Annotated in this window: 13 protein-coding genes; 5 read left to right on the top strand and 8 right to left on the bottom strand. The window is 66.5% G+C overall.

Translation table 11 applies throughout. The features are described 5' to 3' along the window. The 3 genes from DFO68_RS05670 (at window position 1) to DFO68_RS05660 (ending at window position 3,907) form a co-directional block, all read left to right on the top strand. The gene (locus tag DFO68_RS05670; RefSeq protein WP_133482704.1) at window positions 1-1,617 is read left to right on the top strand and encodes an alpha-glucosidase; all 1,617 of its coding nucleotides are present in this window, start codon (window positions 1-3) and stop codon (window positions 1,615-1,617) included. A gap of 45 nt (window positions 1,618-1,662) precedes the next feature. Then, entirely contained in the window at window positions 1,663-2,769 is a 1,107-nt protein-coding gene (locus tag DFO68_RS05665; protein WP_133482703.1) for an ABC transporter ATP-binding protein, read from the top strand. Window positions 2,770-2,857: 88 nt separating this feature from the next. Beyond that, on the top strand, window positions 2,858-3,907 hold the full coding sequence (locus DFO68_RS05660) for a LacI family DNA-binding transcriptional regulator (RefSeq protein ID WP_243726429.1): 1,050 nt from the start codon (window positions 2,858-2,860) through the stop codon (window positions 3,905-3,907). 34 nt (window positions 3,908-3,941) lie between these two features. Here DFO68_RS05660 and DFO68_RS05655 read toward each other — a convergent pair whose 3' ends face one another. Continuing rightward, on the bottom strand, window positions 3,942-4,361 hold the full coding sequence (locus tag DFO68_RS05655; RefSeq protein WP_133482702.1) for a secondary thiamine-phosphate synthase enzyme YjbQ: 420 nt from the start codon (window positions 4,359-4,361) through the stop codon (window positions 3,942-3,944). 89 nt (window positions 4,362-4,450) lie between these two features. After that, entirely contained in the window at window positions 4,451-5,059 is a 609-nt protein-coding gene (locus DFO68_RS05650; RefSeq protein ID WP_133482807.1) for a methyltransferase domain-containing protein, read from the bottom strand. Window positions 5,060-5,243: 184 nt separating this feature from the next. Here DFO68_RS05650 and DFO68_RS05645 point away from each other — a divergent pair, with 184 nt between their 5' ends. Beyond that, window positions 5,244-5,483 carry a hypothetical protein gene (locus DFO68_RS05645; protein WP_133482701.1) on the top strand — a complete coding sequence of 80 codons (240 nt, stop codon included), beginning with the start codon at window positions 5,244-5,246 and terminating at the stop codon, window positions 5,481-5,483. Window positions 5,484-5,621: 138 nt separating this feature from the next. On the opposite strand, the gene adhP is transcribed toward DFO68_RS05645, so the two are convergent. Next, on the bottom strand, window positions 5,622-6,650 hold the full coding sequence (gene adhP, locus DFO68_RS05640) for an alcohol dehydrogenase AdhP (protein WP_205743486.1): 1,029 nt from the start codon (window positions 6,648-6,650) through the stop codon (window positions 5,622-5,624). 138 nt (window positions 6,651-6,788) lie between these two features. Next, a complete protein-coding gene (gene exaC, locus DFO68_RS05635; RefSeq protein ID WP_133482700.1) occupies window positions 6,789-8,309 on the bottom strand; it encodes an acetaldehyde dehydrogenase ExaC in 1,521 nt (506 codons plus the stop codon). 147 nt (window positions 8,310-8,456) lie between these two features. Here exaC and DFO68_RS05630 point away from each other — a divergent pair, with 147 nt between their 5' ends. Then, window positions 8,457-9,128, top strand: a complete 672-nt coding sequence (locus DFO68_RS05630) for a response regulator (RefSeq protein WP_133482699.1) — start codon at window positions 8,457-8,459, stop codon at window positions 9,126-9,128. On the opposite strand, the gene DFO68_RS05625 is transcribed toward DFO68_RS05630, so the two are convergent. The 4 genes from DFO68_RS05625 to DFO68_RS05610 all read right to left on the bottom strand — a co-directional run bounded on the left by DFO68_RS05625 (window position 9,101) and on the right by DFO68_RS05610 (window position 14,336). Next, entirely contained in the window at window positions 9,101-10,441 is a 1,341-nt protein-coding gene (locus DFO68_RS05625; RefSeq protein ID WP_243726428.1) for an ATP-binding response regulator, read from the bottom strand. The two genes, DFO68_RS05630 and DFO68_RS05625, sit on opposite strands and share 28 nt — an antisense overlap. After that, complete coding sequence (gene nosP / locus DFO68_RS05620) at window positions 10,419-11,582, bottom strand: nitric oxide-sensing protein NosP (RefSeq protein WP_133482697.1); 1,164 nt, start codon at window positions 11,580-11,582, stop codon at window positions 10,419-10,421. Before nosP ends, DFO68_RS05625 begins: the two co-directional genes overlap by 23 nt. Window positions 11,583-11,652: 70 nt before the next feature. Beyond that, window positions 11,653-13,821 (bottom strand): ATP-binding protein, encoded by a 2,169-nt coding sequence (locus DFO68_RS05615; RefSeq protein WP_243726427.1) that lies wholly within the window; start codon window positions 13,819-13,821, stop codon window positions 11,653-11,655. Beyond that, window positions 13,818-14,336, bottom strand: coding sequence for a molybdopterin-dependent oxidoreductase (locus DFO68_RS05610; RefSeq protein WP_133482696.1), 519 nt, complete (start codon window positions 14,334-14,336; stop codon window positions 13,818-13,820). Before DFO68_RS05610 ends, DFO68_RS05615 begins: the two co-directional genes overlap by 4 nt. Window positions 14,337-14,395 lie beyond the last annotated feature (59 nt).

The raw sequence follows: 14,395 nt of genomic DNA, 5'->3' as shown, positions 1-14,395 counted from the left end.
ATGCAAGACACCCTGACCTGGTGGCGCGGCGGCGTCATCTACCAGATCTACCCGCGCAGCTTCATGGACAGCAACGCTGACGGCATCGGCGACCTGGCGGGCATCACCGAGAAGCTGGACTACGTCGCCAGCCTGAATGTCGACGGCATCTGGCTATCGCCCTTCTTCACCTCGCCGATGCTCGACTTCGGCTACGACGTCAGCGACTACCGCGACGTCGACCCGATGTTCGGCACCCTGGAGAACTTCAGGACCCTGCTGGCGAAGGCCCACGCGCTGGGCCTGAAGGTGATCATCGACCAGGTGATCAGCCACTCTTCGGACCAGCACCCCTGGTTCCAGGAGAGCCGCGCCGATCGCACCAATGCCAAGGCCGACTGGTATGTGTGGGCGGACCCCAAACCCGACGGCACGCCACCCAACAATTGGCTGTCGATCTTCGGCGGGCCGGCCTGGACCTTCGATCCGCGCCGCCGCCAGTACTATTTGCACAACTTCCTGACCAGCCAGCCAGACCTCAACTTCCATAACCCGGAAGTCCGACAGGCACAGCTCGATAACATGCGTTTCTGGCTGGAGCTTGGCGTCGACGGTTTCCGCCTGGATACCGTCAACTTCTACTTCCACGACGCCGCACTCACCGACAACCCACCGGTGCCGCCGGGCAGTCCCAAGACCCTGGGCGCGCCGGATGCCAACCCCTATACCTGGCAGCGCCACGTTTATGACATCAGCCGTCCGGAGAACCTGGACTTCCTGCGCGAGCTGCGCGCCCTGATGGACGAGTTCCCCGGCACCACCACGGTCGGCGAGATCGGCGACGACAACCCGCTCGAGCGTATGGCCGAATACACCGCCGGCAGCGACAAGCTGCACATGGCCTACACCTTCGACCTGCTCAACGCGCCCCACTCGCCGGCCTACATCCGCGAGGTGATCGAGCGCTTCCAGCGTCTGGCCGGCGACGCCTGGCCCTGCTGGGCGACCTCCAACCATGACGTGGAGCGTAGCGCTACCCGCTGGGGCCGAGGCGAGGATCCCGTGGCCTACCCCAAGGTGATGCTGGCCATGCTCTTCTCGCTGCGCGGCAGCGTCTGTCTCTACCAGGGCGAGGAGCTCGGCCTGCCCGAGGCCGAGGTGCCCTTCGAGCGCATCCAGGACCCCTACGGCAAGGTGCTGTGGCCGGATTTCAAGGGCCGCGATGGCTGCCGAACGCCGATGCCCTGGCGCCAGGCCCCGCAGGGCGGCTTCTCGCCCGTGGAGCCCTGGCTGCCGGTGGAGGAGCGCCACCTGCCGCTGGCCGTCGAGAACCAGCAGGCCGACCCCGGCTCGCCGCTGACCGCCACCCGCACGCTGCTGGCCTTCCGCACCGCGCATCCGGCGCTGGTCGACGGCGACCTCACCCTGATCGATGTCGGCGAGGAGCTGCTTGGCTTCCTGCGCGAAAGCGCCCAGGAGCGCCTGCTGTGCATCTTCAACCTCGGCGGCAGAACCCTGAGCACGACACTGCCCCACTCCGGCATCCCGCTCCAGGGGCACGGCTTCGTCTCGGCACTCGATGGCGACATCCTGACCCTGCCGCCGTATCAGGCGGCCTTCCTGGCCTTCGACCACTGACAACACACAACAAGGCCGGCTCCGAGGCCGGCCAGGAGCCGCAAGATGGCAAGCGTGACCCTGGAAAAGCTCAACAAGACGTTCGGACATGAGCACATCATCAAGGATGTCGACCTCAAGGTCGGCAATGGCGAGTTCGTGGTCTTCGTCGGCCCCTCGGGCTGCGGCAAGTCGACCCTGCTGCGCCTGATCGCCGGGCTGGAGTCGATCAGCGACGGCGAGCTCAGGATCGCCGACGACGTGGTCAATGACCTGCCGCCCCGCGAACGCGGCGTGGGCATGGTGTTCCAGTCCTACGCCCTCTACCCGCACATGACGGTCTACGAGAACATGGCCTTCGGCCTCAAGCTGGCCAAGATGGCCAAGCAAACCGTCGATGAGCGGGTGATGGCCACGGCCCGGATCCTGCAGCTCGAGGATCTGCTGCACCGCAAGCCCAAGGAGCTCTCTGGCGGCCAGCGCCAGCGGGTGGCCATGGGTCGCGCCATGGCCCGTGAGCCGCGCATCCTGCTGTTCGACGAGCCGCTCTCCAACCTCGACGCCTCGCTGCGCGTGCAGATGCGCAACGAGATCGCCCGCCTGCATCACAGGTTGGGCTCGACCATGATCTACGTCACCCACGACCAGGTCGAGGCCATGACCCTGGCCGACAAGATCGTGGTATTGCGCGATGGCCGCATCGAGCAGGTGGGCAGCCCCCAGACCCTCTACCAACAGCCGTTGACCAAGTTCGTCGCCGGCTTCATTGGCTCGCCGACCATGAATTTCATGCCGGCGGAACTGCTCGGTGGGAACGAGGAGGGCTGCCGGGTCAGGGCCCCAGGCCTCGGCGAGCTGTCGCTTCCCCAGGACGCCAGCGGCCAGCCCGCCGGTGCCGAGCTGTCGCTGGGCGTGCGGCCCGAGCACCTGCGCCTGGCCGAGGCCGACGGCGACAACCGCTTCGAGATCGTCAACGTCGAGTACCTGGGCAACGAGGTCTACGTCTACCTCGAGCCCAGGGTCGGCGACACCCTGCTGATCCACCGCAGCGAGGCGCCCAGCCGCTGGGAGCTCGGCCAGCGAGTCGCCCTGGTGCCGGAACTCGAGCATGTGCACCTGTTCGATGCCGAGGAGCGGGCCCTGGAGATTGCCTCGGGACGGCGCGCCGCCTGACCGGGTGGCGCAGGCCCGCGAACCGATCCTGTCCCATCGGTCAATGAGCGGTTATCCTGATCGACGAATTGCTTAGCAAGGAAAGATCTTGGTACTGCCACGTCGCATGACCCTCAAGGACCTGGCCGACGAGCTCGGCGTCTCCACCGCCACCGTCTCCAACGCCTTCAACCGGCCCGACCAGCTCTCATCGAAGCTGCGCGAGCACATCCTTACCGAGGCCCGACACATGGGTTACAGCGGCCCCGACGCCCGGGCCCGCAGCCTGCGCACGGGCCGTTCGCGGATCATCGCCGTGATCCTCGCCGAGAGCCTGACCTACAGCCTCAACGATGCGGTCTCCAGCGAGCTGCTCTCGGGTATCGCCGAGGTGCTAGACACCCGCGGCCACACCCTGCTGCTGCTCTCGGGGCGCCAGAATGCCGCCAGCGTGCCAGGCGCCTCGAGCATCGCCGACGGCTTCATCATCTATGGCCTGATGCCGAGCCTGAAGCTGTTCTCCGACCTCCCTCCCGAGCGTTCCCTGGTGGCGGTGGACTTCGATATCGAGGATCACGCCACGGTGCATGTCGACAACGAGCCGGCGTGCTACGCCATCGCCCGCCATGCCCTGAGAACACCGACGCGACGTCCTGCGGTGATCAACCTGCGGCTGACCGAGCAGCCCTGCAATGGCCGCATCGACGGCGACCAGGCGCTGCTCTCGGCCGAGCGCACCATCACCCGGGCCCGCCTCGCCGGCTTCCAGCGAGCCTTCGCCGAGGCCGGCATCGACCCGGCCGAGGTGCCGATGTGGAACATCGAGGAGAACACCTTCGAGGTCTGCACCCCGGTGATCGAGGAGATCCTCGACCTGCCGGATGACGAGCGGCCCGACCTGTTGCTGTGCATGTCCGACCGCATCGCCCTGACCGTGGTGACGCTCGCCGAACAGCGCGGCCTGCGTATCCCCGGGGACCTGCGTATCACCGGCTTCGATGGCATCGCCGAGGGGCAGTATCGTGCCCCCCGGCTGACCACCGTCCGCCAGGACAGCACCGAAAAGGGCCGCATCGCCGCGCGCATGATACTCGGGATGGAACCCGCCCAGTCCCGGGTCATGACCACCGAAATAATGATTGGCGATACTTGTCCCTGACCCCCGTCCCCGCTTATGAGCGGAAGGGCGCGCTTCAGGCCCCGTTGAGGGTGGCCATTAACCGCCGCGCCCCAGCGTGTTTGCGATGCTCCCCCAGCCAGATCCCCTGCCAGGTGCCGAGTACCGGGTGGCCATCGCGCACCGCCAGGGTCAGCTGGGTCCCGAGCAGGCTGGCGCAGACATGGGCCGGCATGTCGTCCGGCCCCTCGAGGGTATGGCGAAAGTAAGGCAGATCGCCGGGAATCCGCTTGCGCAGGAAGGCATCCAGGTCATGGCGCACGTCCGGGTCGGCGTTCTCGTTGAGGGTCAGCGACGCCGACGTATGCAGCAACTGCAGGTGCAGCAGACCCATGGAGACCTCCTGCAAATCGGGCAGGCTGTCGACCACCTCGTCGGTGATTAGGTGAAAGCCGTGCGAACGCGGCGCGAGACGCAGTTCCTGCTGCTGCCACATGACGGCTCCTGAAAGTAAACGCGCAATACCGCCATGCTAGCGCGACCCGCCGCAATGACAAGGGATCTTGGCAGCCACCCGCTACCGACTCAGCGCATGAAGCACGCCACCTGGGTCGGCTGGCCAAGCTGATCATCCATCTCACCGACCCCCGAGAAGCGCACCCGATAGCCGTTACGTCGCGCGACACCCAGCGCCCAGGCGCGAAAACGCGCCCGATCCCACTCGAACTTGTGGTCGGGGTCGCGAAACTCGCCCGCTGGCATGTCGAAAAGCGGGTTATATTCGTGGTTAGGGGTGGTCATCACCAGCAGGTGCGGTCGCAACCCGGAAAAGACTGCACGTTCAACCCGGGAGAGCGACTCAGGCGGGACATGCTCGATGGTCTCCACCATGGCCGCCGCCTCGAAGCCGACCAGTGCCGGGTGGGGATCGGCATAGGAGCCGCAAACCAGTTCGAGACGCCCCGCGCGAACAGCCGGCAGCTCCTCCAGGCGCAGCTTGGCCTGGGCCAGCAGCTCGCCGGAGAGCTCCAGGCCCACCACCCGCTCGAACTGCGGGTCACGCAGCAGATACTGCAGCAGGCCACCGGAGCCGCACCCCAGGTCGAGAACTCGTCGCGCACCGCTGGATTTGACCCGCGATACCACGCGCTGCAGTCGCTGCTGATGGAGGTCGGGAGCCTCGAGATCGATCATCACCATGCTTCTCCATCTGAACCGAGCGAGAGATGATGACGCATAGCGGCCGGGAGGTGTAGCGACGAGGCAAATAAAGTCGCGCGTCGCCTCGCGCCCTGGCCCCGATAGGCTTCAGCAACGATCACCGCCGCGCCCCCGACTACACTGAAGACCATCCCCCTACTCACGGAGCAAGAAGGCCATGAGTCATCGCTTCATCGAGGTCATCACCGACTTCCCTACCACCGAGGAGCAGTACGTTCTGCTAGTGCATCTCGATCAGATCGCGCAGATCCGCCCCGAGATCGAAGCGGAGAATGAACCGCGCCACGAGCCGGTGGCCGTGATCATCCTGACCAATGGCGAAATGCTGATCCTCAAGAACAGCTTCAAGAGCGTGGTCAAGCGGCTCACCGAGGCGAAGATGGTAATGCGGCCCTGACAGATGGCCGACCCTCACGGCCGGCCATCAGGTTGTCGTGCGAGACAGCAGCCCAGTGTGGCTCGCCTGGGGCCAGGGGCCCGAGAAGGCGCGATTGACCTCGCGCCCAGGGGCAGGGAACGTCCGTCCCTTGCGCTGTCAGCCCGTCATGTCGAGGACCACGCGCCCTTCGATCTGGCCATCGATCATGCGCTGGAAGATTTCATTGATGTTCTCCAGCTTGTCGGTTGCGATCGTGGACTTGACCTTGCCCTCGCCGGCGAAGTCCAGCGCTTCCTGCAGATCCTGGCGGGTTCCAACGATGGAGCCGCGTACGGTGATGCCGTTGAGGACGGTTTCGAAGATCGGCAGGGGGAAGTCGCCCGGCGGCAGGCCGTTGAGTACCAGGGTACCGCCGCGGCGCAGCATGCGCTGGGCCTGATCGAAGGCCTTGGGCGATACTGCCGTGACCAGTGCGCCATGGGCGCCGCCGATCTCGCGCTTCAGATAGTCAACCGGATCGATTTTCATGGCATTGACGGTCACTGTAGCCCCCAGCCGCTCTGCCAGCGCCAACTTGCCATCGTCGATATCGACTGCCGCTACGTTGAAGCCCATCGCATGAGCATATTGGACCGCCATATGGCCGAGGCCGCCGATACCTGATATCACCACCCACTGCCCCGGGCGGGCATCCGTCATCTTGAGCCCCTTGTAGACCGTCACTCCGGCACACAGCACGGGCGCGATCTCGAGGAAGTCGACGTTGTCGGGCAGGCGGCCAACGAAGCCGGCATCGGCCAAGGTGTAATCGGCGAAGCCGCCGTTCACCGAGTAACCGGTATTCTGCTGAGATTCACACAGGGTTTCCCAGCCTCCTAAACAGTGCTCACAATAGCCACAGGCCGAATAGAGCCAGGGCACCCCGACGCGGTCGCCCTCCTTGACATGTGTAACACCCTCACCTACTGCCACGATATGGCCAACCCCTTCATGTCCTGGAATAAAGGGCGGATTGGGCTTGACCGGCCAGTCACCGTGGGCGGCATGCAGGTCCGTGTGGCAAACGCCGGAGGCGGCCACCTTGACCAGGATTTCACCCTGCTGCGGCCGGGGTGTCGCGACCTCTTCGATGGCCAGCGGCTCACCGAACTTTCGCACCACGGCAGCTTTCATCGTGTTATCCATTGTATATCTCCTCGATTGGCGGGCAGCCTGACGCTGCACCTTTGCTTCATGCTCGCCAGGGGAAGCAAGTGAAGCGATGCAACCGCTCTTCTTGGCGTTGGGGGGCCGCTCAGAAAAACAACCGAGCGGCCAGAGGCTTCAGAAGAAGCCCATCGGATTGATGTCGTAGCTGACCAGCAGGTTCTTGGTCTGCTGGTAGTGCTCGAGGGCCACCTTGTGGGTCTCGCGACCGACACCGGACTTCTTGTAGCCGCCGAAGGCGGCGTGGGCCGGATACTGGTGATAGCAGTTGGTCCACACCCGGCCGGCCTGGATCCCACGTCCCATGCGGAAAGCGACATTGATATCGCGGCTCCACACCCCGGCGCCCAGGCCGAACTCGGTGTCGTTGGCGATGGCCAGCGCCTCAGCCTCGTCCTTGAAGGTGGTCACGGCGACAACCGGGCCGAAGATCTCCTCCTGGAAGACGCGCATCTTGTTGTGGCCCTTGAGCAGGGTCGGCTGAATATAGAAGCCCTTGTCGATGCTCGGATCCAGGCTCTCCTTGTTGCCACCGGTGAGGAACTCGGCGCCCTCCTCCCGGGCGATCTCCATGTAGGACATGATCTTGTCGAACTGCTCCTGGGAGGCCTGAGCGCCGACCTGGACATCGGTATCCAGCGGGTTACCGCGGGTGATCTGACCCACCTTCTCCATGACCTTGGCCATGAAGGCGTCGTACATCGACTCCTGGATCAACGCCCGGGATGGACAGGTACACACCTCGCCCTGGTTGAAGAAGGCCAGTACCAGGCCCTCGGCGGCCTTGTCGATGAACTCCGGCTCGGCGTTCATGATGTCGGCAAAGTAGATATTCGGCGACTTGCCGCCCAGCTCTACCGTGGAGGGTATGATGTTGTCGGCGGCACACTTGAGGATATGCGCGCCCACCGGGGTGGAGCCGGTAAAGGCGATCTTGGCGATACGCTTGCTGGTGGCCAGTGCCTGGCCGGCCTCGGCGCCATAGCCGTTGACGATGTTGACCACCCCCGGCGGCAGCAGGTCGCCGACCAGCTTCATCAGTTCGAGGATCGAGGCCGGGGTCTGCTCGGCGGGCTTGAGCACCACACAGTTGCCCGCGGCCAGCGCCGGTGCCAGCTTCCATACGGCCATCAGCAGCGGGAAGTTCCAGGGGATGATCTGTCCCACCACGCCCAGCGGCTCGTGGAAGTGGTAGGCCACGGTATTGGCATCGATGTCCGCGGCGCTGCCCTCCTGGGCACGGATGCAGCCGGCGAAGTAGCGGAAGTGATCGACGGCCAGCGGCAGGTCGGCGTTGAGGGTCTCGCGCACCGCCTTGCCGTTGTCCCAGGTCTCGGCCACGGCCAGCATCTCGAGGTTCTGCTCCATGCGGTCGGCGATCCTGAGCAGCACATTGGAGCGCTCGGCGGCGGAGGTCTTGCCCCAGGCCGGGGCAGCGGCGTGGGCGGCATCCAGCGCCTTGTCGATGTCCTCGGCACTCGAGCGCGGGATCTCGCAGAACACCTCGCCATTGACCGGGCTGACGTTGTCGAAGTACTGCCCCTTGACCGGTGGCACGAACTCGCCACCGATATAGTTGCCGTAGCGTTTCTCGAAGGCGATGACGGCACCGGATTCACCGGGATTGGCGTAGATCATGGCTTGGCTCCTGAAATTGTCGTTATAGAGGCTGTGCACTGTCAGTCTTGGTCGTAAGCGCAATCTGCGACATACTCCGGTGGCAGGAGGCGCCCTCCTTCCTTGGTAGGAGGGCCCGGCCCGCAGAGGAGAGGAAAGGAGAGCACCATGACCACCCTGATGGTCGCCGACGACCATCCGCTGTTTCGCGAGGCCATCGCCGCGGTAATCGCCGCCGGCCTGCCCGGCTGCCGGCTGCTGGAGGCCGACAGCCTGGCCCAGGCCATGCATGAGGCGCAACGCCACGAGGCGAGCCTCGACCTGCTGCTGCTCGACCTGGGACTCCCCGATGCCGCCGGGCTCGATGGCCTGGCGCGGCTGCGTGATGCCCTGCCCGACCTGCCGGTGGCGATCCTCTCCGCCGAACAGGATCGTCGCACGGTGCTCGAGGCGATCGAACTCGGCGCGGTGGGCTACATCCCCAAGTCGACGCCCCGCGACGATCTGCTGGCCGCGCTGGATCGCATCCTGGAGGGCCACCTCTATCTGCCGCCCCAGGTGATGCGCCGCCCGCCTCCCACCAGGCACGATTCGCCGCCGGCCCCCCTCGACGACCGCCTGACGAGGCTTACCAAAAAGCAACTCGAGGTGCTGGAAGCGCTCGGCCACGGCGCCTCCAACAAGGGCATCGCCCGCAAGCTGGGTATCGCCGAGACCACGGTGAAGACCCACGTTTCGGCGATCCTGCGCCGCCTCGGCGTCACCAGCCGCATCCAGGCAGTGCTGCTCGCCGGGGAACTCGACCTGGCCGCCTACCTGGCCTCACGGCGGGGACGCTGAGCCTCCAGCAGCGTGGCCAGCAACACCCTCAGCCGCAGCGGCTTGAGCGGCTTGTGCAGGCAGGCGTAGCCCGCCTCGCGGATACGGGCCTTGAGGGCCGCATCATGGTTGGCGGTAATCACCACCACCGGAAGGCCCGGGTAGCGGCGCCGCAACCGACCGGCCACCGTCAGGCCATCCGGCTGCCCCTCGCCGAGGTGATAGTCCACCAGCAGCACTTCCGGCGGCGTGCCTGCCAGCCCCTGAGGGGTGGCGGCACTTGCCACCCGGCATCCCCAGCCACCCAGCAGAGCGGCCATGCCGTCGCGGATATCGGCATCGTTGTCGATTACCCAGACACGCGCTCCGGCCAGAGGCCCCGGCGTCTCGTGCCTGGCCGTGTGGGGAGTGGCCGGTGAGGTACCGTAGGGCACCCGCAACGAGAACAGCGACCCCTGCCCCGGGCGCGAGATCAGCCCCAGCGGATGGCCCAGCATGCCGGCGATGCGCTCGACGATCGCCAGGCCCAACCCGAGGCCGCGGTCGTCTTCCACGCCGCCGGCACCGAGTCGATGGAACTCATCGAAGATCACTCGCTGCTGGGCCGGAGCGATACCCGGCCCCGTATCCCCGACCATGATCTCCAGTTCCTCGCCACGCCGCCGACAGCCAAGCAGGATACGCCCGTGGCGGGTGTAGCGAATGGCATTGCTCAGGAAGTTGCGCACCACCCGCGCCAGCAGCGCCAGGTCGGAGGTGATCACCGCGCCACTTGGCACATGGCGCAGCTCGAGGCCGCGGCTGGCGGCTACCTGGCGATACTCCTCGGCCAGCACACCGAGCAGTTCCTCGGCGGGGAAGCTGGTCACATCGGGCCTGAGCACCCCGGCATCGAGCCGCGAGATATCCACCAGACTGCCGATCAGCGCCTCGACGTCCTTCAGCGAGCGATTGATGCTGCCTACCAGGCGTTGCGACTCGTCGGGGAGGCGGTGTCCCTCCAGTGCACTGGCGAATAGCCGGGCCGCGTTGAGCGGCTGCAGCAGGTCGTGGCTTACCGCAGCGAGGAATCGGGTCTTGGAAAGGTTGGCCGCTTCGGCATCGGCCCGGGAGCGCTCCAGGGCCGCAAGGGTGCGCTGCAGGGTCTCGGTGCGCTCGCGCACCTGCTCGGCGAGCAGCACCGAGTGCTCGAAGGCGCCGTAGGGGCCGCCATGGGGCACGCCGCCCGCCTCCACACGCTCGATCAGGGCGGCGCAGATGCGGCGCAGCCGTTCGTTCTCGGCGGCCAGCGCCTCGGGTGAGGCACCAGGCTCAGGCGGACGTCGCGGATCCAATGGCCACTCCGGTGAAGGTCTGGTTGAGGTGCATGCCATGGTGCTGCTCGCCGTAGGTGTTGAAGCCGATCACCCGGCCCCGGGCCAGCAGCCGCGAGGCCGCCGCCAGCTCGCCACGCGCCTCGATCTCGAGCCGGCGCAGGAAACAGTCGCAGCCGATCACCAGGGCTGGTTCGCCGAGACGCTGCGCCAGGCCATCGAAGACCACCTCGAGTTGCTCGAGCATCGGCGTGGGACGCATGGCGGTCAGCACGATGCCAGTCTCCACGGCGCAGTAGAAGCTCAGGCTGCCGTCGGAATTGACCCGCTGTACCGAACGCACGTAGTGGGCGTCGGCGATGCGCACCGCCAGCGGATTCAGGGCAAAGGCCTCGGCATCCAGCGCCGCCACTGGCGCCCCTACCAGACGCGCATATTCCTCGGCCGCAGGCAGCGCATTGAGCTCGAGCACTCGACGTGTCTCGCTGTCCGCCCGGGTGACCACCAGCTTGTGGTCCAGCGGCTGCAGGTGGTGGGTGGTGAAGACCTCGAAGGGCAGCCGCGTCGCCACCATCACCACCACCGCCGCCCGGGAGTGGAAATGCCCCTCGGCATAGACATGGGTGCGCGCCAGGCGGTTGTCGTCACCGGCGGAGCCGCCGAAACCGGGGATGCGCCCCAACGCCGCCTCCAGAGTGGCCAGCACCTGCTCTTCGCGACTGGAGAGGCCGTCGAGCAGGGTCAAGGCGAAGCGCTCGGCGCCCGCCGGGGCTTCAGGACGGCAGCGTTCCAGCAGGCCGTCCACCAGCCGCTGGGCGGCGAGCAGGTCGAAGCGGTCGAGGTCGGCCACCAGGGCGGTGGCGACGGCGAAGGCCCCCCTCGCGAAGCCGATGGCGACGATACAGCCACGCTCATAGCCGGTCGGGCTGATCTCGCCGGCGGTGGTGCAGCCCACCACCGGCAGCCGCCCGAAGGTGTGCGTGATCGCCCGGGACAGGTCCTCGAGGGGATAGTCGGCGCTGCAGAAGAACAGCACGAACCCCAGCGCCGGATGACGCAGCGCCTCGCCCAGCTCGGCCACGGCAGCCGCAGGGTCGGCATGTCGCGAGACCGCGCTGCACAATGGGGGGGCGCCAGTGAACGCGGTGGGATCGGGGGGCATCATCGACTCCGGGGGCGAGGCAGTAATCCAGTGTAGGCCGGCCCCCGGCGCGGCCACAATGCCCGGGGAGTCAGTCCGCGGAGCCTTGTACCCAGCGGGTCAGGGAGCCCAGGGTGGTGGCAAGGCAGGCGTGCAACTCCTCGAGGACGGGACCCGCCGCCGCGAGCTGCTCCTCGAAAGCCAGCCGCTCGAGCCGCGCGGCCAGCCCCGCCACCTTCACCGCCCCCAGGCTCGCGGACTCTCCCTTCAGCTGGTGTGCCGCATGTCGCAGCCGCCCGGCATCGCCCGCCTCGAGGGCCGTGGTGAGCTGGGCGAGGTGCGCCTCGGCCTGGTCGCGGTAGAGCGCCACCATCGACGCCATTCCCTGTTCGCCCAGGGAGTCGCGAAGCGAATTCAGGATCAGCGGATCGGCCAGTGTCTGCTGGCTCATGGCGAGGGTGGGCGCCATGGCACTGCCGCCCAGATGGCGGCGCAGCACCTCCAGCAGGGCCTCCTGGAGCAGCGGCTTGGTGAGGTAGCCATTCATCCCCGCGGCCAGGCAGCGCGCCCGCTCCCTCCCTGGTCCGCCAGCGGTCATGGCTACAATGGGCACCGTGGCCGACCAGCCGTGGCGCTGGCGCAGCCGGCGGGTCACCTCCAGGCCGTCCATGTCGGGCATCTGAACATCCATGAAGATCAGGTCGAAGTGCCGGCGCTCTGTCAGGGCCAATGCCGCCTCGCCGGACTCGGCCAGGGTCACACGACACCCCAACCGCTCGAGCATCGCCTGGGCGACTCGCTGGTTGACAGGATTGTCCTCCACCACCAGCAGTCGCGCCCCCTGTGGCTGGCCGAGCTCGGCCCGGCTCGTCGCGACAGCCTGCGCCGGCTCGGCGGCGGGCACCAGCGGCAGCAGGCACCAGAAGCGACTGCCGACACCGGGCTCGCTCTGCATGTCGATGCTGCCTCCCATGGCATCGATCAGTCGGCGTGAGATCGCCAGGCCCAGCCCGGTACCGCCGAAGCGCCGTGCGGTAGAGGCATCGCCCTGGCGGAAGGGTTCGAAGATGCGCTCACGCTGTTCGGCGGGAATGCCGCAGCCGGAGTCACGCACTTCCAGCCGCAGGGTCTCGTCATCCTCGAGCGACGCCTCGAGAACAACCCGGCCCTGGTCGGTGAACTTCACGGCGTTGGAGACCAGGTTGAGCAGTACCTGGCGCAGCCGCGCCGGATCCCCCATCACCCAGGCGGGCAGCGCCTCGGATACCCGCGCCTCAAGCCCGATCCCGCGTGACTCGGCGCGAGCGGCGAAGATCGACACCGAGCCCTCCACCAGTGCCGCAAGCGACAGCGGCTGGTATTCCAGGTCGAGCCGTCCGGCCTCGATCTTGGAGAAGTCCAGCAGTTCGTTGATCAGCCCCAGCAGCAAGTTGGCGCTGTCGTGGATGGTGGCCGCATACTGCCGGGGATGCTCCTCGAGAGGCTCCTCAAGCAGCAGGTCACTCATGCCGATGACGCCATTGAGCGGGGTACGTATCTCGTGGCTCACGGTGGCCAGGAACTCCGACTTGGCCCGGCTCGCCGACTCCGCACGCCGCGCGGTGGCCTGCAACTCGTGGCTGAGTGTCTCCAGGTCGCGGCGGGCCGCGGCGTTGTCGCGTGCCTCGCGGAACAGCATCATCGCCACCAGCAGGGCGGCGAAGCTCATGGCGAGGATAAGCACCAGCAGCAGGCCATAGAGCCACTGAAGCTGGCGCCGCTCGTGGGTCGCGCTCTCGGCCAGGTAGCCATTGATGGCGATTACCAGGCGCTCGGTACGGTTGCCCAGCACCTCCAGGCGCTGCTCCAGGTCCTGCCGGGACTCCATTTCCAGCGAGGCAAGCCCTGCGATGGCGTCGTCCAGCGCCTCGATGCGTGCCTCGATCTCATCGATAAGGTCAACAGCCGCGGGAATCTGGGCGACCAGCTCGGTGACATCGCCCTGGCGCATCAGGGTCAGGCGGCTGTAGAAGAGCTCGAAGCGCAGCCGCAGTCCGGAGAGGACCGCTTCGGGCTGGGCGAGAAAGCTGCGCAGCTGCACGGTGTCGCGGTCCAGCTTGTAGGCATGCCAGGTGGCATCGCCACCCACGCTCGCGGCCAGGCTGTCCTGCCGCCAGGCCACCAGGCCAACCACCACCAGAGCGGCGGCAAAAAACACCAGGGCGGCGATGGCACCTAGCTTGAGTCGCAGGGGGTAGTGCAGCAGGCCAAAGCGAGTCAAGGCACGATGATCCGCTCGACGTGCCACACCGAACGGAAGCGAATGGCCTCGGTCAGCAGTTCCGGATGCTCATCGAAGGGGTAGAGCACGAACAGCGGTCCATACTCGCGGATGGACAGCGGCTCACCGTCCCGGGTCATGGCCAGGATCACGTCATGGCGTCGGAAATCTGCCACCGGCACCTGCGCTTCGTAATGGTTGAGTGCGCGAATGCGCACCTGTTCGGCATCATCAGCACCGACCCTCTCGAGCAGGGCCCGGATCAATGGACCCTCGTAGCGCCCCTTACCGCGATGCCAGGGTGTATGGGTCTCGATGACATGCGATGGCAAGGCGTCGAGCATGGCCCGATCGAAGTGCGCCTCGTCTCCCTTGTTGGAGTGGGCAATGTCACCACTGAGGGTCAGCAACACCTTACCCGTGGGCTCGGCAAGCGGCGCGGCCAAGGCAAGAGAGAACGATGCCAGGCATGCCAGCAGCAGTAGCGAGGGACGAAAGGCGATACCGGTCTGCATCGGCAGGCTTCCTGGCAATCAAAAGAGGCAATAAAGAGTACGCGATTCGCTCCCCGAGG

The sequence above is a fragment of the Halomonas ventosae genome (assembly GCF_004361885.1).
GTDB lineage: Bacteria > Pseudomonadota > Gammaproteobacteria > Pseudomonadales > Halomonadaceae > Halomonas > Halomonas ventosae_C.
The sequence above is the reverse complement of the archived record's forward strand: the minus strand, read 5'-3'. Positions and strand labels throughout refer to the sequence as shown.